Here is an 18,520-nt window from a genome sequence, read left to right on the forward strand (position 1 = left end):
ATGCTTCAGTGAAACGCCTGGGTCAAGGTTCGTTTCATGGGGCAGCTGTGTCAGCGCTGTGTCAGCGACCCAGCTGATCAAGCACCGCGCGCGGGCGGTTGGTGATGATGGCGTCGATGTCCAGGTCGACGCAGAGATCGACGTCCTCGGGCTCGTTCACGGTCCACACGTGCACCGGGTGGCCCGCCCGCTTCAGACGCTCGATGTACGCCGGGTGATTGCGCACGATCCGGATCGAGGGGCCCGCGATCCGGACACCCGCCGGCAGCCGTCCGTCGCGCAGCCGGGGCGAGACGAACTGCATCAGGTACACCGTGGGCAGCGTCGGCGAGGCGGCCCGGACGCGATGCAGCGAGCGCGCCGAGAAGCTCATGACGCGTACCGCCGACTCGACGTCGGCGGCCGGTGCGTCCAGGCCGAACCGCTTCAGGAGCAGCAGGAGGCGCTCCTCGACCTGCCCGGCCCAGCGCGTGGGGTGCTTGGTCTCGATGGCCAGCTCCACCCGCCGTCCCGAGTCGGCGATGAGTTCGAGCAGCCGTTCCAGGGTGAGAACGGAGGTGTCCTCGGGATCCTCGGGCCGGAACTCCCAGTCGGGCTCCTCGTCGCGCGTGTGCCAGAGGTCCCGCTTCTTCCGGGAGCCGAAGTCCAGTGCCGAGAGCTCGGCGAGCTCCAGGGCGGACACCGCCCCGCGGCCGTTGGACGTACGGTTGATGCGGCGGTCGTGCACGCAGACGAGATGGCCGTCCGCGGTCAGCCGGACATCGCACTCGAGAGCGTCCGCGCCGTCCTCGATCGCCTTCTTGTACGCGGCAAGGGTGTGCTCGGGAGCCTCCTCGGAGGCCCCTCGGTGGGCGACGACTTGAATGTGGTGCTGCCGTGCGTGGGTCACCGCGTCATGGTGCCACCGGCACGGGGTGTGCGTCGGGCCGGAGGGATCCGAAAAAGTGTCCGTTCAGAGCAGAATGTCGCATATAAAGAATGGTCGGGTATCCACAGCCACCGCTTATGGTGCTCTGACGGCCCGTGGGAAAAGCTGACGGCATACAAATGCACATGCACAGCTGCAGCGCGCCGGGCCGACGACAAGCGTGAACGAGCGTGACCGAGTGCGACCGAGAACAACAGCCGTGGATCGAGGAGAAGAGCTGTGAGCACCGAGAACGAGGGCACCCCGGTACCCCCGGCCCCGTCTGCACCCCCCGTGCCGGTGGCATCTCCCGCGGCTTCCCCGCAGGCCGCCGCGCCCGAGGGCGGGGCACCCACGACTCCGGCGCCGACGCCCGCGCAGGCGCCGACGCAGGACGCCACCGGCGCCCCGGAACAGGACCTTGTGCACGCCGGGCACGCGCCCGCGTACGCCTCGGCGGGCCCGCACGACGGCGCTCAGAACACCGGATCCGCCCCCGAGAGCGGCTGGCCGCCCCCGCCGCCCGCCACGCCCGCGTACGCCGACGGCGGCGCCGGTGCGGGATCCGGCTGGGGCTCCTCGTACCAGCAGCCGCCCGCGCCCAAGTCCGGCGGCGGGCGCGGCGGCCTGGTCGCGGCGATCCTGGTGGCCGCGCTCGTAGCGGGCGGCCTGGGCGGCGGCCTCGGCTACACGCTGGCCAAGAACGACGACACCAGCGGCTCGACGACCGTCTCCTCCTCGACCAGCGGTGGCGCCGTCAAGCGCGACCCGGGCACGATCGCGGCCGTGGCCGCCAAGGCGCTGCCGAGCACTGTCACGATCGAGGCCGAGTCCACCAGCGGCGAGGGCGGCACGGGCACGGGCTTCGTCTTCGACACCGAGGGCCACATCGTCACCAACAACCACGTCGTCGCCGACGCGGTCGACGGCGGCAAGCTCACGGCCACCTTCCCCAACGGCAAGAAGTACGACGCCGAGGTCGTCGGCCACGCTCAGGGCTACGACGTGGCGGTCATCAAGCTCAAGAACGCCCCGTCGGACCTCAAGCCGCTGACCCTCGGCAACTCGGACGAGGTGGCCGTCGGCGACTCCACCATCGCCATCGGTGCCCCCTTCGGCCTGTCCAACACGGTGACGACGGGCATCATCAGCGCCAAGGACCGCCCGGTGGCCTCCAGCGACGGCACCGGCAGCCAGGCGTCCTACATGAGCGCCCTGCAGACGGACGCCTCGATCAACCCGGGCAACTCCGGCGGCCCGCTCCTCGACGCCCAGGGCAACGTCATCGGCATCAACTCCGCGATCCAGTCCACCGGCAGCGGCGGCCTGGGCGGCACCAGCCAGTCCGGCTCGATCGGCCTGGGCTTCGCCATCCCGATCAACCAGGCCAAGTACGTCGCCCAGCAGCTGATCAAGACCGGCAAGCCGGTCTACGCGAAGATCGGCGCCTCCGTCTCGCTGGAGGACACCACGGGCGGCGCGAAGATCACCGACCAGGGCGCCGGCGGCGCCTCCTCCGTCGAGTCCGGCGGCCCCGCCGACAAGGCGGGCCTGAAGTCGGGCGACGTCATCACCAAGCTCGACGACCACGTGATCGACAGCGGCCCCACCCTGATCGGCGAGATCTGGACCCACAAGCCCGGCGACAAGGTCACAATCACCTACGAGCGCGACGGCAAGACCCACACCGTCGAGGTCACCCTGGGCTCCCGTGAGGGCGACAGCTGACGAACGGACCGACTCACACGCGCGCCAACCCGTTACTCTTGTCCCCGCGTCGCCCGTGATCGGCGACGCGGGGAGGCGTGCCCGAGCGGCCTAAGGGAACGGTCTTGAAAACCGTCGTGGCAGCGATGTCACCGTGAGTTCGAATCTCACCGCCTCCGCAGATCGACGTTTGAGCAGAAGGGGTGCCCCCGTCTCGGGGCACCCCTTCTGTGTGCTCGGGCACGACCCCGAGCCGGTGTCGCCGGACTCAGCGGCACAACTCCATCACGACGTCGTCGAAGTCGGGGAACTCCCGGCCGGCCAGTTCGACCAGGGTGGCGGCCGACTGTCGGCGGCCCGGGGCGAACTGTCGGGCGACCGCTGCCAGTTGCACGTCGGGGCGCGGGACGCGGTCGCTGTCGTAGGGGGTCGCCGCTTCCCAGGGGCCGAGTCCGGCGGCCAGGAGCCACAGGAAGTCGCCCAGGTCACGCGCGATGACGCCGGTCTCCCCCTCGGAGCCGAGGAAGACGACGGGCTGGTCGGCGACTGCCGGCTCAGGGCGGACCAGCCAGAACGCGGCGTAGCCGCCGGAGCCGTCCTTGCCGAAGACGCGGAAGGCGTCGCCGTCGGCCTCCCCGTTGCCGGTCCAGGCCCGGAACCAGTCGGTGGTCTCCTCGGCGGAGAGGAAGGCATCGAAGGGCTCGAAGTCGATCCCGTCACCGTCGGCGTAATCGAACGGCTCCGCCATGGCAGCCGCGAGCGCGATGGGGAAGCTGCGGTCATCGGTGGGCGTCATGCGCGCAGGCTAGCGACTGGGCACAAGGGCACGCACGCGTAAGGACACGCGCACCCTTCCCCTCACGGCCGGTGCCCCGTCAGCCGGGCCGCCGAGGCGATCGTGGCTCGGGCCTCGCGTTCGGTCAGGCCCGTGCCCAGGGCCGCGTCGATCAGGGGGGCGACGAGGGCGGGGCCGATGCCGTTCTCGTAGGCGCGGCAGGCCGCCCAGAACAGGCGGGTGTTGCGCTGCCCCTCGTGGGCCGCGAGGACGAACTGGACCAGGCCCTGGCCGTGGCCGCCGGAAGAGGCGGGCGTGGGGTGGTGTGTGCGGGGCGGGGGGAGCAGCAGGCGTAGGAGGGCGGCCGGGCAGGGCGCGGGGGCGAGGTGGGCGGAGCCCGGGGCGGTGCCGTAGACGCCGTGGTCGGTGCGGGAGCCGGGGCCGACGAGGTAGCCGCCGGCGCCGCGGATGTCGATGCCGGGGGCGAGGCGGCCGGCGGAGTTGGGGACGACGACGTCCGGTGGGCCGGTCAGCCAGAGGTGGCGGCCGCCGGACGGGGTGAGGACGACGACCGTGGGCGGGATCGTGAACAGGTGGCGCAGGGCCAGTTCGCGCAGGGCCGCCGAGGAGTCCGTACCGGACTTGGTGTCGAGGTCGACGCCGATCAGGTGGTGCGGGGGCAGACCGCAGGCGATGCCGTAGCCGGTCGCCCAGGGCGCGGTGGCGAACAGCGCGCGGATGCGTGCGGGGTCGGTCGAGGCGTCGTACACGCCGTGGCCGAAGCGGCCGCACTCGCCGTGGCAGGGCGGGGCGGTCGGGTCGGATCGGTGGGGGGAGCGCAGGGCCGGGAGTTTCGTCCGGGACAGGGGGATGACGGCCAGGCCGCGTTCGGCGGCTGACAGGGCGTGTGCGAGGGCCAGCGTCGTGGCCTGCCGGTCGGTGGTGGCCATACCTTCATGCTCGTACGTACGTTCGAAAAAGGGAAGAGGGGAGGGCCGCGACGCGCCGGGCCCGGGGGAATGGCTGGAAATGTGAGTGAACGCTTCAGCTCTTGTGGCGCTTGGGGAGGAAGCATCCGTACTGCCCTGAGCTGGGATGTTGAGGCAGGGAAGGTGACGAAAAGGGTTTATCGACTTGTCCTCACGCTTGAGGGCGAATAGCGGTGTCCGGGGTGGTTCGCCGGGGATTCGGTGGGCAACTCTGATCTCGCGACGTCGTGCACAAAGCCGAGGCGGTCGGCCAACTGCCTTGAAAGAAGCCGTACTTCACGCACTTCCGGTCATGAGCCCGGATGTGTCATTGGTTCTGGAGGAACAACATGGCAAGCATCCGTACTGCCCGCGTTCTCGCCGCCGTCTCCGCCCTTCCGCTCGCGGCCGCCCTGTTCACCGGGGTCGCGGCGGCGGACAACGGCGCCCTCGCGGACAACGGATCGAACGCGGGCGCCGCGAGCGTCTCCGGCAGCGGGGTCGGGCTCGACAACTACGGCAACTCGTCCACCACGCAGCAGCAGGCGGTCGGCTCCGGCGCCTCGAACCAGAGCAATACCGCCCAGGTCAACGGGTCCGCGTTCACGGCCATCAACCAGGGCAACGAGAACGTCGCCGTCAGCTTCGCGCCACTGTGGTGGTGATCTGAGGGGTCGGGCGGCCGGTGCGCCGGCTCCGGCCGCCCGCCCCTCGACTCCCGTGCCGGGTGTGCTCTGTGGGGGTGTAACGCGTCTGTGCGGCGGTGCTTCGGCGCCGCCGCACAGGTGCTTTCGGGGGCGAGGGGTGAGGAGGTGAGGGCGGCAGGGGCAGGAGCAGGGGGTGGGAGGCGTAGGGCGGGGGGCGGTGCCGCATCAGTGCCTCGGTGTCTCAATGCCTCGGTTCCTGTCTCAGTACCTTGACACTGCACAGGATCTGACGGACAGTCAGAAATCTTCGCGGAGATCGTGGGAACCGCTGCGGCGGGCGCGGTGTACCAGATATGTCAGCGCGACGCGGCGCGGATCGACGAGGGGGCGGTGGTGAGCGATGAGCGACGAGTGGGGCGTGAGACTGAAGGCGTACGAGGGACGGCCGGCCGCGGTCGCCGGTGTCGGCAAGGACCCCGTCAACGCGCCGATGATCCGGCACTGGTGCGAGGCGATGGGCGACACCAGTCCGGCGTACGAGGGGCCTGACGCCGTCGCCCCGCCCGCCATGCTCCAGGTGTGGACCATGGCCGGCCTCGGCCGCACGGGGCAGACCGGTCACACAGGGGAGACGGGGCGCACGGGGCGGACGGAGGCGTACGACGAACTGCTCGCCCTGCTCGACGAGGCAGGCTGCACATCGGTCGTCGCCACCGACTGCGAGCAGGAGTATCTGCGGCCTCTGTACCCGGGTGACGAGGTCACCTTCGATGCGGTGATCGAGTCGGTCTCGGAGCGGAAGACGACCAAGCTGGGCACCGGGTACTTCGTCACGACCAGGATGGACGTGCGCGTGGGTGCCGAGCTCGTAGGCACACACCGCTTCCGCATCCTCAAGTACAAGCCCGCACGCCAGAAACCGAAGTCCCGTCGCCCCCGCCCGGTCGTCAACCGTGACAACGCCGGCTTCTGGGAGGGCGTGGCGCAGCACCGGCTGCTCATCCAGCGCTGCACGGGGTGCGGGACCCTGCGCCACCCCTGGCTGCCCGGCTGCAACGCCTGCGGCTGTCCGGACTGGGACACGGTCGAGGCGAGCGGCGAGGGCTCGGTCTACTCGTACGTGGTCATGCACCACCCGCCCTTTCCGGCCTTCACGCCTTCCGATCACGCCGCTGACGCGGCAGGCCCCTATGCGGTCGGCCTCATCGAGCTGGCCGAGGGCGTGCGGATCGTCAGCAACGTGATCGGGGTGCCGTACGACAAGGTGCGGATAGGGATGCCGGTGCAGCTCGAATTCCATTCCTACGACGATGAGTTGGTGCTGCCGGTCTTCCGCGCCAGGGAGGCGGTCTCATGAAGGCCATGACGACGGGTGCGGAACTGCCGCCGCTGGAGATCGAGATCACCCGCACGCTGATCGTCGCCGGAGCCATCGCCTCCCGCGACTACCAGGACGTGCACCACGACCCGGAGCTGGCCCGCGGCAAGGGATCCCCCGACATCTTCATGAACATCCTGACCACCAACGGCCTGGTCGGCAGGTACATCACGGACCACTTCGGTCCCACGTCGATGCTCCGCAAGGTGGCCATCCGGCTCGGGGCACCCAACTATCCGGGAGACACGATGGTGTTGACCGGCACAGTGGAGGAGGTCGACGGCGACACCGTCACGGTCCGGGTGGTCGGGGCGAACGGCATCGGTCGGCATGTGACCGGCACGGTGACGGTGACCGTCCCGTCGGGAGGCGCGGGATGAGCGTACGGAACCGGGACGCCCTGGGCGGGCGGGCGGCGATCGTCGGTATCGGGGCCACGGAGTTCTCCAAGGACTCGGGGCGCAGCGAGCTGCGGCTGGCGGCGGAGGCGGTGCGCGCGGCGCTGGAGGACGCGGGGCTGACGCCGGACGACGTGGACGGGCTGGTCACGTTCACGATGGACACCAACCCGGAGATCACCGTGGCCCAAGCCTGCGGGATGGGTGAGTTGTCCTTCTTCTCCCGTGTGCACTACGGCGGCGGGGCGGCCTGTGCGACAGTCCAGCAGGCGGCGCTGGCGGTGGCGGCGGGGGTCGCGGAGGTGGTGGTCTGCTACCGGGCCTTCAACGAGCGGTCGGGGCGCCGCTTCGGCTCGGGGGTCCAGCACCGGGAACCGTCGGCGGAAGGCGCGGCTCTCGGTTGGTCGCTGCCGTTCGGGCTGCTCACCCCGGCCTCCTGGGTGGCGATGGCGGCCCAGCGCTATCTGCACACCTACGGGCTGACCCCAGAGGCATTCGGGCACGTGGCCGTGGTGGACCGGAAGTACGCGGCGACCAACCCGGCGGCGTACTTCCACGGCAGACCCATCTCCCTCGCCGACCACGCGGCCTCCCGTTGGATCGTCGAGCCGTTGCGACTGCTGGACTGCTGCCAGGAGACGGACGGCGGGCAGGCGGTCGTGGTCACCTCCGTGGAGCGGGCCCGCGACCTGCCGCACCCCCCGGCCGTCGTCGCGGCCGCCGCCCAGGGCGCCGGCCGAGCGCAGGAGCAGATGACCAGCTTCTACCGCGACGACCTGACCGGGCTCCCGGAGATGGGCGTGGTGGCCCGCCAGTTGTGGCGGACGTCGGGGCTCACGTCGGCCGACATCGACGTGGGGATCCTGTACGACCACTTCACCCCGTTCGTGCTGATGCAGCTGGAGGAGTTCGGCTTCTGCGCGCCGGGAGAGGCCGCGGACTTCGTCGCCGAGGAGCGGCTCCCGCTCAACACCCACGGCGGCCAGCTCGGGGAGGCCTACCTCCATGGGATGAACGGCATCGCGGAGGCGGTACGGCAACTGCGCGGCACGTCCGTGAACCGAATACCCGGCGCGGGCCGGGTCCTGGTGACCGCGGGGACCGGTGTGCCGACGTCAGGCCTGGTCCTTGCCGCGGACGACTGAGCCCCCAGGGGCGATCCCGCAGTAGGCCCCGGCTGCTCGTCCACCTTCAGGAGGTGGAGCCAGCACCACCCCTACAACCTGAGGCGGAGTCTGCTTCGGGACCTGCGGCCGATCCGCCGGAGTAGGGCTCACTCATAGCGTGGAGCCATGACCACACCCGTCTGCACCAGCGCCTCGAACGCCGCTGCACCAGCGAGGCAGACCCTCCCCCACTCTCGACTTCGCTCGACCGGGGGGACCCCCACATACCCGTCGTTCTCGTCGTACGTGAGGGCCCGCCATTCGGTGCTGCTGCGTACCGCCCGGTCGCTGACCGCGAATTCGAGCGACGCCGAGGACCTGCTGCAGACGGCGCTCACCAAGACGTACGTCGCCTGGGAGCGGATCGAGGACCACCGTGCGCTCGACGGCTATGTGCGCCGGGCGCTGGTGAACACGCGCACGTCGCAATGGCGCAAGCGCAAGGTCGACGAGTTCTCGTGCGAGGAGCTGCCCGAGCCGGAGCCCGTGCCCGGCGGGGACGACCCGGCCGAGCAGCAGGCGCTGCATGACGCCATGTGGCGGGCGATCATGAAGCTGCCCGACCGGCAGCGGGCGATGGTCGTCCTGCGGTACTACGAGGACCTGAGCGAGGTTCAGACGGCGGAGGTGCTCGGGGTGTCGGTCGGCACGGTGAAGTCGGCGGTGTCACGGGCGCTGGGGAAGCTGCGCGAGGACCCCGAGCTGGGGCTTGTTCGATAGTGGGCCGACGTGGGGGGCATTGGGACCCCGCGTGACGCGATCGATCACCCGGGTCTAGTGACATACCGCGTGGTATGTGCGCAGAATCAGCGCAACCGTTACCACCGCGTAGGCAATGACGCCCGGGAGGACGCCGTGCTGAGCACCATGCAGGACGTACCGCTGCTGATCTCGAGGATCCTGACCCATGGGTCGACGATCCACGGCACATCACAGGTGATCACCTGGACCGGTGAGGGAGAGCCGCAGCGTCGCTCCTACGCCGAGATCGGCGCCCGCTCGGCCCAGCTGGCGCACGCCCTGCGCGAGGACCTCGGGGTCGTGGACGACGACCGCGTGGCGACTCTCATGTGGAACAACTCGGACCACGTGGAGGCGTACTTCGCGATCCCCTCCATGGGCGCGGTCCTGCACACCCTCAACCTCCGCCTGCCCGCGGAGCAGCTGGTCTGGATCGTGAACCACGCGGCCGACAAGGTCGTGATCGTCAACGGTTCGCTGCTGCCGCTGCTGGCCCCGCTGCTGCCGCACCTGGGGACGGTCGAACACGTCGTCGTCTCGGGCCCGGGCGACCGCGCCCTGCTCGCCGGCGCCGCCTCCGTCCAGGTGCACGAGTACGAGGACCTGATCGCCGGGAAGCCGACCGCGTACGACTGGCCGGAGCTGGACGAACGCCAGGCGGCCGCCATGTGTTACACATCCGGTACCACGGGCGACCCGAAGGGCGTGGTCTACAGCCACCGTTCGATCTACCTGCACTCCATGCAGGTCAACATGGCGCAGTCCATGGGCCTGACCGACCGGGACACCTCGCTGGTGGTGGTCCCGCAGTTCCACGTCAACGCCTGGGGTCTGCCGCACGCGACCTTCATGACCGGTGTCAACCTGCTGATGCCGGACCGGTTCCTCCAGCCCGCGCCTCTCGCCGAGATGATCGAGTCCGAGCGTCCGACGCACGCGGCCGCCGTCCCGACCATCTGGCAGGGCCTGCTCGCCGAGCTGACCGCCAAGCCCCGCGACGTCAGCTCGCTCGCCCAGGTCACCATCGGCGGCTCGGCCTGCCCGCCCTCCCTCATGGCGGCCTTCGACAAGCTGGGCATGCGGGTCTGCCACGCCTGGGGCATGACGGAGACGTCTCCGCTCGGCACGATCGCCCGTCCGCCGGCCCATGCGGTCGGCACGGAGGAGGAGTTCGCGTACCGGCTCACGCAGGGTCGTTTCCCGGCCGGCGTCGAGGCCCGCCTGAGCGGCCCCGGCGGCGAACGCCTCCCCTGGGACGGGGAGTCCGCGGGCGAACTGGAGGTGCGCGGTCCCTGGATCGCCGGTGCCTACTACAACGGCCCCGGCGCCGACCCCCTGCGCCCCGCCGACAAGTTCAGCGAGGACGGCTGGCTGAAGACGGGCGACGTGGGCACCATCAGCCCGGACGGCTTCCTCACCCTCACCGACCGCGCCAAGGACGTCATCAAGTCCGGCGGCGAGTGGATCTCCTCTGTCGACCTGGAGAACGCCCTGATGTCCCACCCGGACGTCACCGAGGCCGCCGTCGTCGCCGTCCCCGACGAGAAGTGGGGCGAGCGCCCGCTGGCCACCGTCGTACTGAAGGAGGGCTCCGCCGCCGACTTCGACTCCCTGCGCGGCTTCCTCGCCGACGAGGCCGGAATCGCCAAGTGGCAGCTCCCCGAACGCTGGACGATCATCGGGGCGGTGCCCAAGACCAGCGTCGGCAAGTTCGATAAGAAGGTGCTGCGCAGGCAGTACGCGGCCGGGGAGCTGGACGTCACCAAGCTCTGACCGGCGGCGGAGGCAGCGCCCCGGCGGACGCTTGCCGCACGGCCGTACGGCGCCGGCCGCACCGCGGTGCGGCGCCCACTTCACGGCCGTGCGGCGCTTCACGGCCGTGCGGCGCTTCACCGCGGTGCGGCGCCCACTTCACGGCCGTGCGGCGCCTACTTCACAGCCGTATGGCCCCCGCCGCACCGCCCTACGGCGCCCGCCGCACGGCGCGGTGCGACGCCGCCGCACGACATCGCCGCACCGCCGTACGACGTCAGCTCACCCTCGTACGGCGGGTGGTCGCGCCCCACCCCAGGGCCAGCCATACCGCCGCCACCGCGCACACCCCGCCCCAGCCCCAGTGGCTGAAGGCGGTGCCGGCCAGGATCGAGGCGAGGGCGCCGCCGGCGAAGCCGGAGACGACGTAGGCGGTGTTGGCGGTGGCCGGGGCCGTGGTGGTGGTCAGGGCCAGGGTCTGGTTGGCGACCTGGGAGGCCACCAGGGCGATGTGGATCAGGACCGCCGCGACGAACAGTGCCCCGATCACCTGCCCGCCCAGCCAGAACAGTGGCACGGACACGGCGGCCAGCAGATACGCGTTCCGTACGACCTTCGCGGCGCCGAAGCGGTCGACCAGGCCGCCCGCGAGCGGTGCCACCGCAGCGGCCGCCAGGCCGAAGAGGCCGAAGAGGCCGGCGGTCGCGGTCGACAGGCCGTAGGACTTCCCCGTCAGCAGCAGGGCGAGGGACGTCCACAGGGCGCTCCACGCGCCGAACATCCCGGCCTGCCGCAGGCACGCGCGCCACAGATCGGGCGAGTTGCGCAGCAGCCCGGGCAGGGCCATGAGGCCGGCGAACAGCGGTCCGGTGCGGCGACGGCGTTCCGCGGGCAGGACGAGGGCGGTGGCCAGGCCCAGTGCGAGGGTCAGCACGCCCGCGCCCGCGAAGACCCAGCGCCAGCCGTAGGCCTGCCCGGCGAGCCCGCCCAGCACGCGGGCCGCGACGATGCCGGTGAACAGGCCGGCGATGATCGCGCCGACATGGCGGGCGCGGCGTTCGGCGGGGGCGCGTTCGGCGACCAGCGGGACCAGCAACTGCGGGACGACGGTGGCGGCGGAGGCGATGAACACGGAGACGGCGAGGGCGCCGGTGCCGGATGCCGCCGCGGCCAGCGCCAGGGCCGCCGTGGTGGCCACGGACAGGACGGCGACCAGCCGGCGCCGGTTCACGTTGTCGCCGAGCGGGGCGAAGAAGAGCAGTCCCGCGGCGTAGCCGAGCTGCGCTACGGAGGCGATCCAGGCCACGGCCGGCGGCGCCATGCCGAAGTCGTGGGCGATGAGGGGGAGCAGCGGGGCGGCGAGGTAGACGTTGGCGGCCGTGACGGCGGTGCAGACGGCGATGAGGGGAAGCAGGAGGGGCGAGGCGGCGGTCTTCGTCGCCTGGGCCGGGGCCCGGACCTCGCGCGCGGAGGCTGACGGCAGGTGGGGCACGACAGTTCCTTTCATAACCAACTGGTTGGTTGGAGAGAGTCTGCGCCTCGCCTCCCCCGCTGTCAACCAAACAGTTGGTTACCTGAGCGGCTACCCTGTCCCCATGGCAGCAAAGGACCCCGAGGCCACCAAGGCCCGCATCTTCGAGGCGGCGGTCGCCGAATTCGCCCGCTACGGCATCGCGGGCGCCCGTATCGACCGCATCGCGACCGAGGCCAAGGCCAACAAGCAGCTGATCTACGCCTACTTCGGCAACAAGGCGGAGCTGTTCACGAAGGTCCTGGGCAAGCGCATGCTCGACCTCGCCGTCGCCGTCCCCGTGGACCCGGACGACATCGACGGCTGGATCGACCGCCTGATGGACTACCACGCCGCCCACCCCGAGCTGCTGCGCCTGCTCTTCTGGGAGGGCCTGGAGTACGGCACGACCGAGCTGCCGGACGAGGCCGAGCGCCAGGAGCACTACGCCCGCAAGGTCGCCGCTCTCCAGGACGGCCAGGACCGGGGCGTCGTCAGCGACGCGATCCCGGCCCGCGACCTGCTGTTCCTGCTCGTCGCGCTGGCCAACTGGGCCGTCTTCGTACCGCAGATGAGCCGCGTCCTGGTGGGCGCCGAGGACGCCGACCAGGACCGCCTGCGGGCGTCGATCAAGGAGGCGGCCCGCCGCCTCACCGCGCCCTAGGACCTGTCCTGGGACGTCGTCCTAGTTGGTGCCGATGCGGGCGAGCAGGTCCACGATCCGGCTCTGCACCTCGGCGCTGGTGGACCGCTCCGCGAGGAACAGCACCGTCTCGCCCGAGGCGAGGCGCGGCAGGTCGGCCTGGTCGACGGCGGCGGTGTAGACGACGAGTGGGGTGCGGCTGAGCTGCCCGTTCGCGCGCAGCCAGTCCACGATCCCGGCCTGGTGCCGGTGCACCTGGAGCAGGTCCATCACGACCAGGTTCGGCCGGAACTGCCCCGCCAGCGCCACCGCGTCCGCGTCGCTCGCCGCCCGCGCGACCTGCATCCCGCGTCGCTCCAGCGTCGAGGTCAGCGCCAGCGCGATCTCCGCGTGCTCCTCGATGAGCAGCACGCGCGGCGGGTGCTGCTCACTGTCGCGTGGCGCGAGCGCCTTCAGCAGTACGGCGGGATCGGCGCCGTACGCCGCCTCGCGCGTCGCCTGCCCGAGCCCCGCCGTGACCAGCACCGGCACCTCGGCGGCCACGGCTGCCTGCCGCAGCGACTGGAGTGCCGTACGCGTGATCGGCCCGGTCAGCGGATCGACGAACAGCGCCGCCGGGAACGCGGCGATCTGCGCGTCCACCTCCTCGCGCGAGTGCACGATCACGGGCCGGTAGCCGCGGTCGCTCAGCGCCTGCTGCGTGGAGACGTCCGGGGCCGGCCAGACCAGCAGCCGGCGCGGGTTGTCCAGCGGCTCCGGCGGCAGCTCGTCGTCCATCGGCTGCGGCCGTGGCATGTCCGCGACCTCGACCGCTCCGCCCGGACCGTCCAGCGGCTCGGGACCCTCGGCGGCGTTCTCGTCAGGTGCTCCTATGGCGTACGAGCGTCCGGCGCCCTCGGTGGCCGACGCGAGCCGGGACTGCCCCGCGAGCGACGGGTGCGTAACAGCAGGCTGTGGCGTGGGGGTCTTGGCCGCGGCGGCCTGGGACGCAGTCTTCTGTGGCAGGGCAGGCTGCTCGGCCGACGGGTGCGGCCGGCCCGTCTGCTCGGGGCGCGTGGCCGGGTCGGGCGGCGTACCCAGTTTGCGGCGCCGACCGGAACCATTCGGTCCGTGAGGGGGCGGCGTGGTGGCCGCCGACGGCTGCTGCACCTGCGCCGCCTGCCGGGTGAACGGCACGCCCTGCCCCAGCGTCCGCACGCTGATCGCCCGCCCCTGCGTCGAGTTCGGGTCCACCGGCGCCGCCGCCCGCGCGGCCTGCGCCGCCTCCGCGGGCAACGGCTGCGCCGCCCGCGGCTGCGGTTGCACGGGCGCGCTCTCGGGCGGCAAGGGGGAGCCGGTCGCCGGAGTGGAGGGGGCCGCCGGTAGCTGGGCGGCCGGGGGCTGGGCTGGGGACTGCGGCTGGGGCGCAGGGGCGCCGTTCGGCGGTACGGGTACGGCGGTCCCGGCGCCGGGGGTGGCGTCGTCGTCGGCCGGCCACGGCTGCGGGGCGGGGGTGCCGGCGGCCGGGGTTGCCTGGCCGGGCGGTGCCTCCGCGGGAAGGGGCTGGGCGGGGGCGGGCCGCACGGGGACGCCCTGCGCCGGGATCGGCTGCTGCGGGACCGGCTGTGCGGAAGGTGCCGGAGTTGCCGGAACGACTTGAGCGGCGGCGACAGGCTGCTGCCCTGCGGGCACCTGTGCCGGAACCGCCGCCGTGGGCGCCCCCTGCGAGGGCATCCCGGGCGTCTCGGCCGCTTCCGCCGGCTGGCCAACGGCCCGTCGGCGGCGGCCGGTCGGCGCGTTCGTGGGGTGCGGCTGCGGCGGGGTGTGGTCGTCGGACTGGTTGTGGGGCACGGCGTCGTGCTGACCGTGGTCGGTCAGTGCATCACCCGAAGGACCCGGTACCGGCACCGGCATCGGCACCTGAGCCGGGACGGAGGTTACGGGAGTTGCGGGAGTTACCTGTCCCTCTTCTCCCGCCCCGTCGGACGGGCGGTCCGCCTCGGCGGGCGGAAGGGCGAAGACCGTACGGGGGGCCGCCTCCTGCGCGGCGGCGCGTTCCGTCGCGGCGGCCAGGGCTCGCCGGCGGCGTCCGGTCGGATGTGAGTCGTCAGGGTCCGTACCGTCCACAGCGGTGGGCTGGGCCGGGGCGGATGCCGCGGGCAGTGCGGGCGGCAACGCGTGCTGTTCGTCGGAGTCACGCCGGCCGCGCTGTCCGGCGGGTGCGGGCACACCCTGCGGCGGGACGGTCCCGCCCAGACCGGTCCCCGAGGCCGCGGTTCCCGCGGCATGCTCGGCGGCCGTGACGACGGCCCCCTCGGCCACACTCGCGGCGGCCTCCTGGCTCCCGGCCGCGGGCGCGGCCGCGATCTCGGCCGGTCGCCCGCGCCGCCGCCCGGTACCGCCGGAGACCTCCCCGGCGTCGGCGGCAGCGGCTGCCGACTCCTCGGCGGCCGCACGCCTGCGGCGCCGCCCGGTCGGCGACGTGGCCTCCGCCTCGGCGCCACCGGACTTGCCCGGAACCTCGCTCTCCAGGAAGGCGTCCACGGAGGATCGCCGTGCCCGGCGCCCCCGCCCGCCGCCGGAGCCCTCCGCGGGCCCGGCGTCGTCGGCACCGAGGTCCCCGCCGGCAGCGGACTCCAAGGCATGAGCCTGCCCTTGCCCTTGCCCTTGCCCTTGCCCTTGCCCCTGCCCGAGCTCCAGCGCCTGAGAGGGCACGGCCCCCGCCCCGCCCCCGAGCGGAACCTCCAGGACGTACGCACTGCCGCTCATCCCCGGCACCTCGTGCGTCTGCAGCACACCACCGTGCGCACGAACGATCCCGCGCACGATCGGCTCGTGCACCGGGTCTCCCCCGGCGTACGGCCCGCGCACCTCGATCCGTACGACCTCGCCGCGCTGCGCCGCCGCCACGACGACGGTGTTGTCCATGTAACCGCCCGCCGACACGGGCGCGTTGCCGGTCGCGTCGACCCCGGCGACGTCCGCGACGAGATGCGCGAGCGCGGTCGCGAGGAGCCGCGCGTCGACCTCGGCCTCGATGGGCGGCGCGTGCACGGCGAACTGCACGCGGCCGGGCCCGATCAGCTCGACGGCCCCGTCGACACCGGCGGCGACGACGGCGTCGAGCATGACGTTCGTACGAGTGATGCCCTCGGTCCCGGCGTCGAGCAGCTGGTAGCCGAGGACGTTGTCGATGAGGGCGGTGATGCGCGAGTAGCCCGCCGACAGGTGATGGAGCACCTGGTTGGCCTCGGGCCACAGCTGCCCGGCGTCGTCCGCGGCGAGCGTGGCCAGCTCGCGGCGCAGCTCGTCCAGGGGCCCGCGCAACGACTGCCCCAGCAGCGTGAGCAGCTGGTCGTGTCGCCCGGCGAGTGCCTCGTACCGGTCCTTCTCCCGCTCGCCGAGCGCGGCGTACCGCTCCTCACCGGCCGCGAGCTCCTCCTCGTGCTGCTCGCGCAGTTCCTCGAGCTCGGTGACGTGCTGCTGGCGCAGGGCGGTGAGGTCGGAGGCGTGCTCCTCGGAGAGCCGCTCCAGCTCCTCCGCGTGCTGCGTGTCCGCGGCCTCCTTCTCCACCGCGAGGGTGTCGTACGGCCGCCTGTCGTTGAAGGTCATCACGGCGCCGACGAGCTGGTCGCCGTCGCGCACGGGCGCGGTGGTCAGGTCGACCGACACCTTGTCGCCGCTCTTGGACCACAGCACCTGCCCGCGCACCCGGTGCTTGCGCCCGGAGCGCAGGGTGTCGGCGAGCGGGGACTCGTCGTACGGGAAGGGCGAGCCGTCGGCACGCGAGTGCAGTACGAGGTCGTGCAGCTCCTTGCCGCCGAGGTCGCTGGCCCGGTAGCCCAGGATCTGGGCGGCGGCCGGATTGACGAGGACGATCCGCCCGTCGGTGTCGGTCCCCACGACACCCTCGGACGCGGCCCGCAGAATCATCTCGGTCTGCCGCTGCGAACGCGCCAGCTCGGCCTCGGTGTCGACGGTGCCGGACAGGTCGCGTACGACGAGCATCAGCAACTCGTCGCCGGTGTAGCCGTAACCGTCGTAGGCCTGCTGCCCGTTCTCGAGGTTGGCGCTGGTGACCTCGACGGGGAACTCCACCCCGTCCGTCCGGCGGGCGATCATCCTGGTCGGCTTGGTCCGTCCGACCGGGTCCATGTGGTCGGGGCGCCGCATGGAGCCCGGGATCAGCTTGGAGTCGAACTGCGGCAGCAGATCGAGCAGCCCACGCCCGACGAGGGCGGTGCCCGGCGCCTCGAAGGCCTCCAGGGCGATGGTGTTGGCGTTGACGACCGTCCCGTTGGCGTTGACCAGCACCAACGCATCGGGCAGCGCGTCCAGTATGGCTGCGAGGCGAGCAGCGCCTCGGGATGGCCTGCTGCTCACGAGACGCTTCCTCCCTGTTACCGCACCTTGCCGACCGCTCGGGCCATCTTGCCAACCGGCCCGCAACGTGTCACGCGAGGGAGTCTAAGGGCTGAGGTTGCGCTCGCGGCGCCGGATGAGAGGGAGCTCGCACGACGAAGTGACACAGAACGTGTGACCGCATCCTCGGGCTTCGCGGGACCTTCGCGGGACTTTTACGGGACCGTTGTCTCCACCAGGAGACCTCTGTGAGCGACCTCCCTCCGCAACGGGCCTCCAGTGGTCCTCTGGCAGGCCTCTGACGGGAGTCTTTGACGGGGACCTCCGGCGGGACCTCCGGCGGGACCTCTACGGACCCAGGTCGGGAAGCAGCGGTACGAATCGGTCCCAGCGGGCGATCTGGCACCCGTTGCTGCGGTCGTAGGTCGCGTCGACGGGCCGCCCGGCCCAGGTCCCGGTGACATGGGCGGTGGCCGGCCCGCCGTACTGCATGGTGCAGACGCTGCCCTCGGGCACGGGCGCGAAGGTCTCCCTGCCCCATCGGGTGTTGCGCTCCGCCGTACGACAGGCGCCTCCCACGTCCGGATGACTGCCGCCGCCGGGGTGGCAGTACAGCTCGTACGTCCCGTCCGCGCCGCCACCGGCGTGGCGGACGGTGACGGTGAGGTGATCGCCGCCGCCCGCCCGATCCTCGTCCCGGACGGGCGGCGGCACGAGACGGAGGCCGGCACTGCCCGTTTCCGTGGTGCCCCCCGCGTACGCGGCCGTGGGTGCGCCGGACAGTGAGGCGACCGCGGCGAGGGAGGCGGCGGCGGTGACGAGCCGGCGGAGACCGCCGGAGGTGACCTGCGACATGACCTGACTAACGCGGCGCACGCCGGCACGTTGCGCGTCCGCCTCACCGGTGCGAATGGCTTTGCCCTTCGGCCCACCTGCCTAGTACCGTAGAGGCCGATTGGTGACACGACGCTCGACTGTGTCATCATCTGCACGCACCACTCGCGCTCGCGCGAGCGGTTGTGCGGGAGGCGTCGCCTAGTCCGGTCTATGGCGCCGCACTGCTAATGCGGTTTGGGTCTTAAAGCCCATCGAGGGTTCAAATCCCTCCGCCTCCGCGCGATCAACGAAGCCCCGGTCCACTGGACCGGGGCTTCGTCGTTCCCTACGTCCTCCAGAATCGCTCCAAAGCATGTTTCCGCAGGTCACAAGGGGTGTGGCTAACGGATTTCACATGTCGGCGGCAGTCATGTAATGTTCTTCCTGTCGCCGCGAGCGGGCCGGAAGGGCCGGGAGCGAAGACGAAATAACAAAAAAAACACGCACTCGTAGCTTAACGGATAGAGCATCTGACTACGGATCAGAAGGTTGCAGGTTCGAATCCTGCCGAGTGCACACAGATGAGAGGCCCCGGAGAGATCCGGGGCCTCTTGCGTTTCAGCGGCGTACAGCAGCGAAGTCCAGCAAAACACGGCGAGGGTGCGGTGCCGAGTGGCCACCGGACCCTTTTCCGCTTCGGCGTGCAGGTTGATCCACTCGTCGTGGATCGAGCCCTCGCCGTTGGCACGCTTGCCGCTCATGCCGACACCG

Annotated in this window: 14 protein-coding genes and 3 tRNA genes; 11 read left to right on the plus strand and 6 right to left on the minus strand. The window is 71.7% G+C overall.

Annotated features, from left to right (window positions below; all coding sequences use genetic code 11):
* Positions 1-61: 61 nt before the first annotated feature.
* Positions 62-889 carry a glycerophosphodiester phosphodiesterase gene (locus ABT114_RS06715; RefSeq protein ID WP_351139305.1) on the minus strand — a complete coding sequence of 276 codons (828 nt, stop codon included), beginning with the start codon at positions 887-889 and terminating at the stop codon, positions 62-64.
* 258 nt (positions 890-1,147) lie between these two features.
* On the opposite strand from ABT114_RS06715, the gene ABT114_RS06720 reads away from it, so the two are divergent.
* Positions 1,148-2,635, plus strand: coding sequence for a S1C family serine protease (locus ABT114_RS06720; protein WP_351139307.1), 1,488 nt, complete (start codon positions 1,148-1,150; stop codon positions 2,633-2,635).
* A 71-nt stretch (positions 2,636-2,706) separates the two neighbouring features.
* Positions 2,707-2,793 (plus strand) — tRNA-Ser (locus ABT114_RS06725).
* A gap of 89 nt (positions 2,794-2,882) precedes the next feature.
* Here ABT114_RS06725 and ABT114_RS06730 read toward each other — a convergent pair.
* Together ABT114_RS06730 and ABT114_RS06735 are read right to left on the minus strand one after the other, a co-directional pair.
* The gene (locus tag ABT114_RS06730; protein WP_351139309.1) at positions 2,883-3,410 is read right to left on the minus strand and encodes an SMI1/KNR4 family protein; all 528 of its coding nucleotides are present in this window, start codon (positions 3,408-3,410) and stop codon (positions 2,883-2,885) included.
* 62 nt (positions 3,411-3,472) lie between these two features.
* The gene (locus ABT114_RS06735) at positions 3,473-4,339 is read right to left on the minus strand and encodes a bifunctional DNA primase/polymerase (RefSeq protein WP_351139311.1); all 867 of its coding nucleotides are present in this window, start codon (positions 4,337-4,339) and stop codon (positions 3,473-3,475) included.
* Between the two features lie 368 nt (positions 4,340-4,707).
* Between ABT114_RS06735 and ABT114_RS06740 the strand changes: the two genes are divergently transcribed.
* The 6 genes from ABT114_RS06740 (at position 4,708) to ABT114_RS06765 (ending at position 10,460) form a co-directional block, all read left to right on the plus strand.
* Positions 4,708-5,022, plus strand: a complete 315-nt coding sequence (locus tag ABT114_RS06740) for a hypothetical protein (protein WP_351139313.1) — start codon at positions 4,708-4,710, stop codon at positions 5,020-5,022.
* A gap of 382 nt (positions 5,023-5,404) precedes the next feature.
* Positions 5,405-6,361 (plus strand): bifunctional MaoC family dehydratase N-terminal/OB-fold nucleic acid binding domain-containing protein, encoded by a 957-nt coding sequence (locus tag ABT114_RS06745; protein ID WP_351139315.1) that lies wholly within the window; start codon positions 5,405-5,407, stop codon positions 6,359-6,361.
* A gap of 5 nt (positions 6,362-6,366) precedes the next feature.
* Complete coding sequence (locus ABT114_RS06750) at positions 6,367-6,762, plus strand: MaoC family dehydratase (protein WP_351139539.1); 396 nt, start codon at positions 6,367-6,369, stop codon at positions 6,760-6,762.
* Positions 6,759-7,925 carry a lipid-transfer protein gene (locus tag ABT114_RS06755; RefSeq protein WP_351139317.1) on the plus strand — a complete coding sequence of 389 codons (1,167 nt, stop codon included), beginning with the start codon at positions 6,759-6,761 and terminating at the stop codon, positions 7,923-7,925. Before ABT114_RS06750 ends, ABT114_RS06755 begins: the two co-directional genes overlap by 4 nt.
* Positions 7,926-8,072: 147 nt before the next feature.
* Positions 8,073-8,666: a SigE family RNA polymerase sigma factor gene (locus ABT114_RS06760; RefSeq protein ID WP_351139319.1), complete on the plus strand. Its 594-nt coding sequence runs from the start codon at positions 8,073-8,075 to the stop codon at positions 8,664-8,666.
* Positions 8,667-8,801: 135 nt separating this feature from the next.
* Positions 8,802-10,460, plus strand: a complete 1,659-nt coding sequence (locus ABT114_RS06765; protein WP_351139321.1) for a long-chain fatty acid--CoA ligase — start codon at positions 8,802-8,804, stop codon at positions 10,458-10,460.
* A 256-nt stretch (positions 10,461-10,716) separates the two neighbouring features.
* Here ABT114_RS06765 and ABT114_RS06770 read toward each other — a convergent pair whose 3' ends face one another.
* Positions 10,717-11,922 carry an MFS transporter gene (locus ABT114_RS06770; RefSeq protein ID WP_351139541.1) on the minus strand — a complete coding sequence of 402 codons (1,206 nt, stop codon included), beginning with the start codon at positions 11,920-11,922 and terminating at the stop codon, positions 10,717-10,719.
* A 112-nt stretch (positions 11,923-12,034) separates the two neighbouring features.
* On the opposite strand from ABT114_RS06770, the gene ABT114_RS06775 reads away from it, so the two are divergent.
* Entirely contained in the window at positions 12,035-12,613 is a 579-nt protein-coding gene (locus tag ABT114_RS06775) for a TetR/AcrR family transcriptional regulator (protein WP_351139323.1), read from the plus strand.
* Between the two features lie 21 nt (positions 12,614-12,634).
* Here ABT114_RS06775 and ABT114_RS06780 read toward each other — a convergent pair whose 3' ends face one another.
* Entirely contained in the window at positions 12,635-16,954 is a 4,320-nt protein-coding gene (locus tag ABT114_RS06780; protein ID WP_351139325.1) for a hybrid sensor histidine kinase/response regulator, read from the minus strand.
* A 327-nt stretch (positions 16,955-17,281) separates the two neighbouring features.
* Positions 17,282-17,788 carry an SSI family serine proteinase inhibitor gene (locus ABT114_RS06785; protein ID WP_351139543.1) on the minus strand — a complete coding sequence of 169 codons (507 nt, stop codon included), beginning with the start codon at positions 17,786-17,788 and terminating at the stop codon, positions 17,282-17,284.
* Positions 17,789-17,957: 169 nt separating this feature from the next.
* On the opposite strand from ABT114_RS06785, the gene ABT114_RS06790 reads away from it, so the two are divergent.
* A tRNA-Ser gene (locus tag ABT114_RS06790) sits at positions 17,958-18,048 on the plus strand.
* 204 nt (positions 18,049-18,252) lie between these two features.
* A tRNA-Arg gene (locus ABT114_RS06795) sits at positions 18,253-18,325 on the plus strand.
* Positions 18,326-18,520: the final 195 nt, after the last annotated feature.

Source organism: Streptomyces sp. NPDC002088 (genome assembly GCF_040296605.1).
Taxonomy (GTDB): domain Bacteria; phylum Actinomycetota; class Actinomycetes; order Streptomycetales; family Streptomycetaceae; genus Streptomyces.

Excerpts from the sequence above, each read along its gene's own strand:
- ABT114_RS06730 (WP_351139309.1), bottom strand. The coding sequence starts at position 3,410 with ATGACGCCCACCGATGACCGCAGCTTCCCCATCGCGCTCGCGGCTGCC.
- ABT114_RS06735 (WP_351139311.1), bottom strand. The coding sequence starts at position 4,339 with ATGGCCACCACCGACCGGCAGGCCACGACGCTGGCCCTCGCACACGCC.
- ABT114_RS06740 (WP_351139313.1), top strand. The coding sequence starts at position 4,708 with ATGGCAAGCATCCGTACTGCCCGCGTTCTCGCCGCCGTCTCCGCCCTT.
- ABT114_RS06745 (WP_351139315.1), top strand. The coding sequence starts at position 5,405 with ATGAGCGACGAGTGGGGCGTGAGACTGAAGGCGTACGAGGGACGGCCG.
- ABT114_RS06750 (WP_351139539.1), top strand. The coding sequence starts at position 6,367 with ATGACGACGGGTGCGGAACTGCCGCCGCTGGAGATCGAGATCACCCGC.
- ABT114_RS06755 (WP_351139317.1), top strand. The coding sequence starts at position 6,759 with ATGAGCGTACGGAACCGGGACGCCCTGGGCGGGCGGGCGGCGATCGTC.
- ABT114_RS06760 (WP_351139319.1), top strand. The coding sequence starts at position 8,073 with ATGACCACACCCGTCTGCACCAGCGCCTCGAACGCCGCTGCACCAGCG.
- ABT114_RS06775 (WP_351139323.1), top strand. The coding sequence starts at position 12,035 with ATGGCAGCAAAGGACCCCGAGGCCACCAAGGCCCGCATCTTCGAGGCG.
- ABT114_RS06785 (WP_351139543.1), bottom strand. The coding sequence starts at position 17,788 with ATGTCGCAGGTCACCTCCGGCGGTCTCCGCCGGCTCGTCACCGCCGCC.